At 56.2% G+C, this 7,309-nt stretch carries 6 protein-coding genes, 1 other RNA gene and 1 pseudogene; 5 read left to right on the top strand and 3 right to left on the bottom strand.

The window, feature by feature from the left end:
• The first annotated feature begins 263 nt into the window (after window positions 1–263).
• From AC3WQN_RS21565 to AC3WQN_RS21545, 5 genes are all read left to right on the top strand, one after another.
• Complete coding sequence (locus AC3WQN_RS21565; protein ID WP_103401029.1) at window positions 264–539, top strand: PA2433 domain-containing protein; 276 nt, start codon at window positions 264–266, stop codon at window positions 537–539.
• A 97-nt stretch (window positions 540–636) separates the two neighbouring features.
• Window positions 637–1,030, top strand: a transfer-messenger RNA (tmRNA) gene (ssrA, locus tag AC3WQN_RS21560).
• Between the two features lie 187 nt (window positions 1,031–1,217).
• Window positions 1,218–2,474 (top strand): integrase domain-containing protein, encoded by a 1,257-nt coding sequence (locus tag AC3WQN_RS21555; RefSeq protein ID WP_103401028.1) that lies wholly within the window; start codon window positions 1,218–1,220, stop codon window positions 2,472–2,474.
• 946 nt (window positions 2,475–3,420) lie between these two features.
• Entirely contained in the window at window positions 3,421–4,401 is a 981-nt protein-coding gene (locus tag AC3WQN_RS21550) for an integrase domain-containing protein (protein ID WP_103401051.1), read from the top strand.
• On the top strand, window positions 4,398–4,673 hold the full coding sequence (locus AC3WQN_RS21545; protein ID WP_103401027.1) for a hypothetical protein: 276 nt from the start codon (window positions 4,398–4,400) through the stop codon (window positions 4,671–4,673). The genes AC3WQN_RS21550 and AC3WQN_RS21545 overlap by 4 nt, the downstream gene beginning before the upstream one ends.
• A gap of 41 nt (window positions 4,674–4,714) precedes the next feature.
• Here AC3WQN_RS21545 and AC3WQN_RS21540 read toward each other — a convergent pair.
• From AC3WQN_RS21540 to AC3WQN_RS21530, 3 genes and pseudogenes are all read right to left on the bottom strand, one after another.
• Window positions 4,715–5,172 (bottom strand): annotated as a pseudogene (locus AC3WQN_RS21540) (transposase); the annotation flags it as partial.
• A 438-nt stretch (window positions 5,173–5,610) separates the two neighbouring features.
• A complete protein-coding gene (locus AC3WQN_RS21535; RefSeq protein ID WP_103401026.1) occupies window positions 5,611–6,645 on the bottom strand; it encodes a serine/threonine-protein kinase in 1,035 nt (344 codons plus the stop codon).
• Window positions 6,642–7,169, bottom strand: coding sequence for a hypothetical protein (locus AC3WQN_RS21530; RefSeq protein WP_256587317.1), 528 nt, complete (start codon window positions 7,167–7,169; stop codon window positions 6,642–6,644). Before AC3WQN_RS21530 ends, AC3WQN_RS21535 begins: the two co-directional genes overlap by 4 nt.
• Window positions 7,170–7,309: the final 140 nt, after the last annotated feature.

Genomic DNA, 7,309 nt, shown 5'->3' with positions numbered 1-7,309 from the left:
CGCCCCAGCGGGAGCAAGCTCCCTCGCCACGGGTTCTATGTTCGGCTGGTCTTTGGCTTAACTGATCGGCATTAGCCGCTCGGCCCTTTCTTCATTGTCCCTGGCGACATTTCCCACAGTCCCCATTCGCGTTGCAAAAAATTACCGATTTCCTGCGTGCGGCTATAGTCATTTAACTAAGTCCACTGAACGGGCTTATAACCCCCTCGGCAAACCGCCACCTCGAGCGGTCACACCGAGCCCTCATGCGCAAGGAGATACCCATGAAGCACACTGCAATTGCTGGAATGTTCATCACCGCGGCACTGTTGGCGTCGCCGGTGTTTGCGGCGGATAAAGATCTTTGTGAAAGCAATATCAAACTCATTCAGCAAGCACTGGATTCTGATCCCGCGGTGTCAGAGAACGCCGTGGACAACGTAAAAGCGTCTTTGGACAAAGCAAAAGCAGCCCAGGCCGCCGGTGACCACAAGGAATGCATCGGAATCACTCAAGGTGTGCTGACAAAAATCCAGACCCGCAGCCCCGACAAGGGCTGACGTAAGGCCAGGCCAACCTTCGGGTTGGCCTTATCGCCTGCGTTGGCGTACACTACACAGGCTTGCTGCTCACATTGATTCACAGAGCAGTGAGTTCGGGGCCGCTTTGGATTCGACGCCGGTTGCGAAACTTTAGGTGCATGCCGAGTTGGTAACAGAACTCGTAAATCCACTGTTGCAACTTCCTATAGTTGCCAATGACGAAACCTACGGGGAATACGCTCTCGCTGCGTAAGCAGCCTTAGCCCTTCCCTCCTGGTACCTTCGGGTCCAGCAATCATCAGGGGATGTCTGTAAACCCAAAGTGATTGTCATATAGAACAGAATCGCCGTGCAGTACGTTGTGGACGAATCGGCTAAAACTTACACAACTCGCCCAAAGCACCCTGCCCGTCGGGTCGCTGAGGGTTAACTTAATAGACACGGCTACGCATGTAGTACCGACAGCGGAGTACTGGCGGACGGGGGTTCAATTCCCCCCGGCTCCACCACTTCATCATCTAAAGACGTCCACGGACGTCTTTTTTTGTGCCTGCTACCCAGCAAATACGCGGTCTCCAGCGCTTTTGCGGGCTTCTGAGATTTTTTGAATTCCACCCATTCGGGTATTCCAAACGGTATTCCAGGCCATCCGGTGCTAATCTTTGGAATACCAAATCAGTGCCTGAGGAAAATCTCATGCCTGCTCCAGCCCTCCGCCTCTCCGATCGGCAGCTCAAGGGAGTCAAACCCGCGTCCAAGGATTACGTCCTCACAGACGGCGACGGTTTGCAGCTCCGCGTACGCAGCAACGGCTCATTGCTATGGAATTTCAACTACCGCGAACCGGTGACCAAGAACCGAATCAACATGGGCTTGGGTACCTACCCAGAGCTCTCGCTGGCGAACGCCCGAAAGATGGCGGTAGAAGCACGCGAGCTGCTCGCCCAAGGCATCGATCCGAAGGTGCAGCGCAATACGCTGAATGAAGCCAAGCGCGCAGAAACGGAACACACCTTCGAGAACGTGGCCACCGCCTGGTTCGAGCTCAAGAAAGACTCGGTCACGCCGGCTTACGCCGAGGACATCTGGCGGTCACTCACTCTGCATGTACTACCCGATTTGAAGACGATGCCACTCGCGAAAATCACCGCGCCGATGGTGATCGAATTGCTTCGTCCAATCGAGGCTAAAGGCAGCCTGGAAACGGTCAAGCGTCTTAGCCAGCGGCTCAACGAGATCATGACGTACGGCGTGAACTCCGGCCTGATCTTCGCTAACCCACTGAGTGGCATCCGGGCGGTTTTCAAGAAACCCAAGAAAGAAAACATGGCCGCACTTCCGCCCGAAGAGCTCCCTCAGCTCATGCTGGAGATCGCAAACGCCAGTATCAAACGCACGACCCGCTGCCTGATCGAGTGGCAGTTGCACACCATGACTCGCCCCGCCGAGGCGGCGACGACTCGCTGGGCAGACATCGACTTTGAAAGGCGTGTCTGGACCATCCCTCCGGAGCGGATGAAGAAGCGCCGCCCACACATCATCCCGTTAAGCGATCAAGCAATGGCATTGCTGGAAATACTCAAACCCCATAGCGGTCATCGAGAATACGTCTTCCCGGCAGACCGAAATCCACGTACTCATGCCAATAGCCAGACCGCCAACATGGCGTTGAAACGCATGGGCTTCCAGGACCGCTTGGTTAGCCACGGTATGCGCTCGATGGCCAGTACCATCTTGAATGAACACGGGTGGGACCCAGAACTCATCGAGGTTGCGCTGGCGCACGTCGACAAGGATGAGGTGCGGAGCGCCTACAACCGGGCCGACTACATCGAACGCCGGCGGCCGATGATGGCCTGGTGGAGTGAGTACATCCAGAAAGCCGCCACCGGTAGCCTGCTCGCCTCAGCATACAGCCAAGTCAGAGACAAGAATGTGGTACCGATCCGCTAGCGCTGTACAGGCGCAATAACGGCAACAACAACTACTGAGCGCTCAAAATTCAGGGCAAGCAGTCTCGTTTATCCGCTTGTAAGCGCGGGTCCTTCCAAACAGGGCTGCAAAGCCGCCCTCTTTGGAAGGACCTCACTTTGAAAAGCTAAAAGCCACGACGTTGTCCGAGGTTTACCACGGAATTCCATAGGTGGATAACCCCACTCCAAGTCCAGAGTAACGCTGAATTTCGACCCTTGACCGGGTTTATCCACAAGCGTAGAACTGGCCGTGCAAGCGCTGTCGCTGACAGCACCCCAGGTGGCCCGAACCTTCAAGGTCACGCCGCTCCCGCGGTGGTTCTCCCTAAAGGCGATTCGCATCCGGCAGCTCGCCCGGTCACCTCCCCGGTGATGGATGCTCTCTAATCTCATGGCCCTAGTGCGCCAGCTACACCGTACCTCGCTGCCCTGCAGCAACCTATCCGCTTGGCCGAATATTGCGCCAACCTGTGCCCGTCTCTTTCTTCTGGAAAGAGACGGGCACTTCTACCACTGCTGCAGCCCTGATCGCACATGGCTTTGCGGCAATCCCCCTTGTGACAATCGGCGTGACAAACGCCGATGTCACCAGTAGCAGCGATGCAGATGATGGTGCCGCAGACCACGGAATGGACTGCACCTGACTGACAGTCAGGCATGCCCCGGTCATCTCATCGATGTTTCACCCGGCTCAGGATCTACAGGCGCTGGTTTCGTCAGCAAGTGCTGCCTCCACCCGCCCACCGGCAACGGTGTTAAGGAGGCCAGATCATGAGATGCCCTTGCTCCTGGTCGTAAGGAGCCGTCAGTCCCGCGTAGTGGACATTCCCCACAGGTCGCAGGGGCCTTGATCCCTGACAACACTCAGCATTCTTGGCGGGATGACGTGGGGCAAGGATCGGAGAACGAGCGATGAGGTGATCGACATGGCATTGGTAGGTAGGCGGGATGGCCGCAATTTCGGCTACGGCAGGCAGTTGAGCTACGCAGGACCTCAGGCGCTGAAAGACATGTTCGGCGGTGGCCACTACGGCACGGTCAAGGCGCACTGTGATCGCTGGCAGGCATTCGTGAAGTGGTGTCGTTCCGAGGAGGGGCCCGGTATCAATGATGCGCGGCACATCGATCGGAAGGTGTTGGCCGACTATGCAGCGTACCTGCGCAACGTGGTTGGGCGCGGTGACCTCGCCATCAGCACCGCACAAAACCGGCTATCCAGCGTTAACAGGACCATGGCGGCGCTTCGCGGTGATCAGTACGTGAGGTTGCATAGTCCGAGTAAGGCTTTGGGTATGCAGCGCACCGGGATTCGCCACTCAGTGCCGCAGGGCCAAGACCGCGAACAGGTTGAGCAGATTGTCGATGCGCTTTGTAGCCGTGATCAGAGACGGGCCGCAGCGATCGTTCTGTTGGCGCGAGCTACCGGAATGCGCTTGCGTGAGGCTATCTTGGCTGATCTGTCACGGCTAAGTCGTGAGGCTGAAGTCTTCGAAAAGATCAATATCCAGGACGGTACCAAAGGCGGCCGCGCCGGAGCCTCAGCACCACGTTGGATTGCGGTGGATGACTATGTGCGTGATGCGCTTGCATTAGCGGAGCAGGTGTCGCCGGCGGGTAGCCGCAATCTGATCGCGCCAAACGAAAGTTACCTGAACGTTCTGCAGGAAGTCATCCGACCTGCGCGGGACATCCTCCATTCCCACAACCTCAAAGGCTTTCATGAGCTACGGGCGGCGTTCGCGTGTGAACGCTATGAGCAGATCACCCAACACCGCGCGCCTATCAACGGCGGTAAATACTACCAGTTAGATCAGCGCCTTGATCGTGAGGCCCGGAGGCGAATCAGCTATGAGCTGGGGCACGGTCGAATCGATGTGGTCGCCACCTACATTGGAGGACGCACATGAGTAAGCCATTCGATATGGAATTGTTCTTGGCTAGCGTGCTGACCGGATCGCACGTCACGAGGCAACGCCATTTGCGGCAGGCGAGAATCATCCAAGCTGAAATCTCGGAGCGCTGGCAGCGACAGACGCCTTGGGCTTGGCAGAAAAAGCACGTGGTTTGGTTTCTTGAGCATCGCCTAAATCGACGCAGCGATGCGACGCGGTATTACTATTTGCTGACCGTGCGGCTGCTCGCTCGTCGTTTACAAAAAACATGGGGGTTCAATCGCTGAGTGAGACCGACTGCTATCGACCCAATAGACAGTGGCTGTGATAATGTTTCGCCGCCAAGATTCGGGGTTCGGTTTGGCAGCACGTACACGCTAATGGAGGCTTCCTCGGACGCCTGGAGTTGCGGGCCATTTGAGTAACCCATATCGGCCGTCACGGTCAGCGTGTCCTGACCCAGTTCGGCCTTGGCAGCTTTAGCTATGGATTCAAGCTGCTTGCGGTCGTCACCCTCTTGCGTCACCTGGTAATGCAAAATCAGACAGTGCTCTGCGTCCACGGCTGTTTGCACGTTATAGGCAACACGCGCCCCTTTGGCGTGCGCATCATTCGGGCATCGCTTTCGTGCGTGTCGAATTGTTCCAGCCCCATCGACTTCATCAAGGCTTGGCAACTACGGTTGTCTTGCTGCTTGGCCTCAATCTTCGCCAGTGCCGCCTTGATCGCAGTGCGATTTACCACTTGCCCGCCCTCTGCTTTATCAGCGGCATCCAAGTCAGCCAGGTCCAGTCAAGAGCCAGGCGGTCTCTTCGAACCCGTAGCAGCGACATACACATGGCATGAACTACAGCGCAGCCGACATCCGGCCCTCAGCTGTCGATCAGACGAACAGTAGGAATTAGCTCCCCAAACTGGCCACCCCTTGCGTTGGTCAGTGAGCCTAGCTGGCCTTCGATCGACACAAAAGAAGCTCAAGCTAGGAACGATCGACTAGGGAAATTTACGAGGATACGGAGGACTCAAGAGATAGGCCTACACGAAAAAATCGCGTAGGCCCGGCGGAGTTATCGGCCGTGATAGACGATTTTCGAATCGCCCATCAGGTCTTCGACTTTCACCAGAGGTACAGACGAGCGAGCGCGACCAGAGCTTGTCTGGCTACGTCCTGTGGAAATTTGGGATCTGGTCAGATAACCATCCCCATCCTTCCTGCCTGCCTGCTTACCACTCTGATGACATGAGGATTTCATGAGTCCGCTCCGGGGTTACATTGGCCTCGCAGAGCTTCGGCTTCTTGCGATACGTGCCACCAGCCGTTTTTTTCGAGGCGGTGCACTGGCCATTATCGGCCACCTCTACCAAAAGCGATGTACCGTCCGACGAAATGCTTTCCCAGCGCTGGGTATTCCCAACCGTTGAGAACCGCCAATCCAGGCCTAAATCATCGATCGACGACAACTCATTCAGTAGATCCATTACTGATTGATACCGCGTGTCAGGGTCGAATCTCAAGCACTTCTTGATGATGGTCTTGAGTTTTTTCGGGACATGAAGCGGCAGTTGCGTGAGGTTTGGGTAGGTTTCTGTGCGTTGCGCACGGATCAGCTCGGCACCAAGGTGGTAGGAATCTCGCTGACGTTGCAGGGAATCCAAACCCACCAGTAGACGGTACAAAGTCAGCCCGACCTGATAGATGTCTGCGCTGTTGTTGAAGTCTCGGGTCGCAGAGCTTTCCGGCGGTAGATGGAGACGGTAGGTGGCTTCGGGCGTGGCAAAGCCATCGTCGTCCATGTTCTTGGCGAACCCGAAATCTGACAGCAGTGCCTCGTCGGTATCAGAGATCAGGATGTTGTCAGGCTTGATATCGAAGTGGAGCAGCCCCTTGGAATGGATGTTGTTGAGGCCGCTTAGGAATTGGATGGAGTAACGGATGAGCTGTCTGCAGGTTAGCCCTTCCGCTTCTACGATCTGATGAAGCGATCCTCTGCTGTAATACGGCATGGCAATGTAGATGTTCTGAGCATCCTTACAGGCGTACAGCACCTGCACGACGTTGGGGTGCACGCTCTTGTAAAGCAGCTGAGCCTCGAGCAGATACCGCTCTTCGTTGAACCCATCGGTCTTGACCTGCTTGATCACGAGCTCGGCGTCCAGGTGTTCGTCATGGGCGACATACACCTCGGAGTTTTCGCCATGCTCACCGATGCGTTGCTTCTTCTGGAACGATACCTGGGCCGCCTGGTAAGGAATGATCATCGGGTGGCTCCTACGGCTACAAGGATCGCCTCACGAACAGCTTGAGCCTTGCCGGCTGGCCACCCCTCGACGTCATCAAGATCAGCTTCGCACTTCACGATCGAGGCGAATTGAGCTGCGGTGATGCCAAGCCGAGCGCTGATGCTTGTCTTGCGCCCCACGAAGTATTTTCTGATGCTGCTGCTTGCGAACGACTCCATGAACACGGCTTCCAGGTAGAGCCGATCAGCATCCTGGTTCTGTGAGTTGCCTTCTGCGACCCGGATGCCAGCTACGTCGACCTGATATTCCCGAAGGATGTCGAGGATGCTGTGTCGGGCGAATTTGAGCTGCTCTGGCTTGTTCAGTATCTGCGGGATGATCAAGGACTCGACGTTCAAGATTTGCTTCGCTTCATCGTCGTAGATGACGAACGTCGCCTTCTTGGGCTCAGCGCGTATTCCAAGTGATCGCATAGCGTTCCTTGCGTAGTGTGGAGTCGGTTGGTGTGCAAACCCTAGCATCAGATCGCTTGCATCGACCATACCTCCATGGTGTTCCTTGCCTCGCTATTTAGGCGGCCACGTCGTGTCCGTAGCAGCGACGACATACAGATGGCTTGGCTGAGCGCCTTTGACACTGCTCGCCGCCGCCTGATGAGTAGTGAAGAGGGCTGGATGGGCTA

This window comes from Pseudomonas sp. FW300-N1A1 (assembly GCF_058789115.1).
The sequence above is the reverse complement of the archived record's forward strand: the minus strand, read 5'-3'. Positions and strand labels throughout refer to the sequence as shown.

What these genes read in the sequence shown, in the direction of transcription:
- AC3WQN_RS21565 (WP_103401029.1), top strand. Translation starts at nt 264, where the DNA reads ATGAAGCACACTGCAATTGCTGGAATGTTCATCACCGCGGCACTGTTG.
- AC3WQN_RS21555 (WP_103401028.1), top strand. Translation starts at nt 1,218, where the DNA reads ATGCCTGCTCCAGCCCTCCGCCTCTCCGATCGGCAGCTCAAGGGAGTC.
- AC3WQN_RS21550 (WP_103401051.1), top strand. Translation starts at nt 3,421, where the DNA reads ATGGCATTGGTAGGTAGGCGGGATGGCCGCAATTTCGGCTACGGCAGG.
- AC3WQN_RS21545 (WP_103401027.1), top strand. Translation starts at nt 4,398, where the DNA reads ATGAGTAAGCCATTCGATATGGAATTGTTCTTGGCTAGCGTGCTGACC.
- AC3WQN_RS21535 (WP_103401026.1), bottom strand. Translation starts at nt 6,645, where the DNA reads ATGATCATTCCTTACCAGGCGGCCCAGGTATCGTTCCAGAAGAAGCAA.
- AC3WQN_RS21530 (WP_256587317.1), bottom strand. Translation starts at nt 7,169, where the DNA reads ATGGTCGATGCAAGCGATCTGATGCTAGGGTTTGCACACCAACCGACT.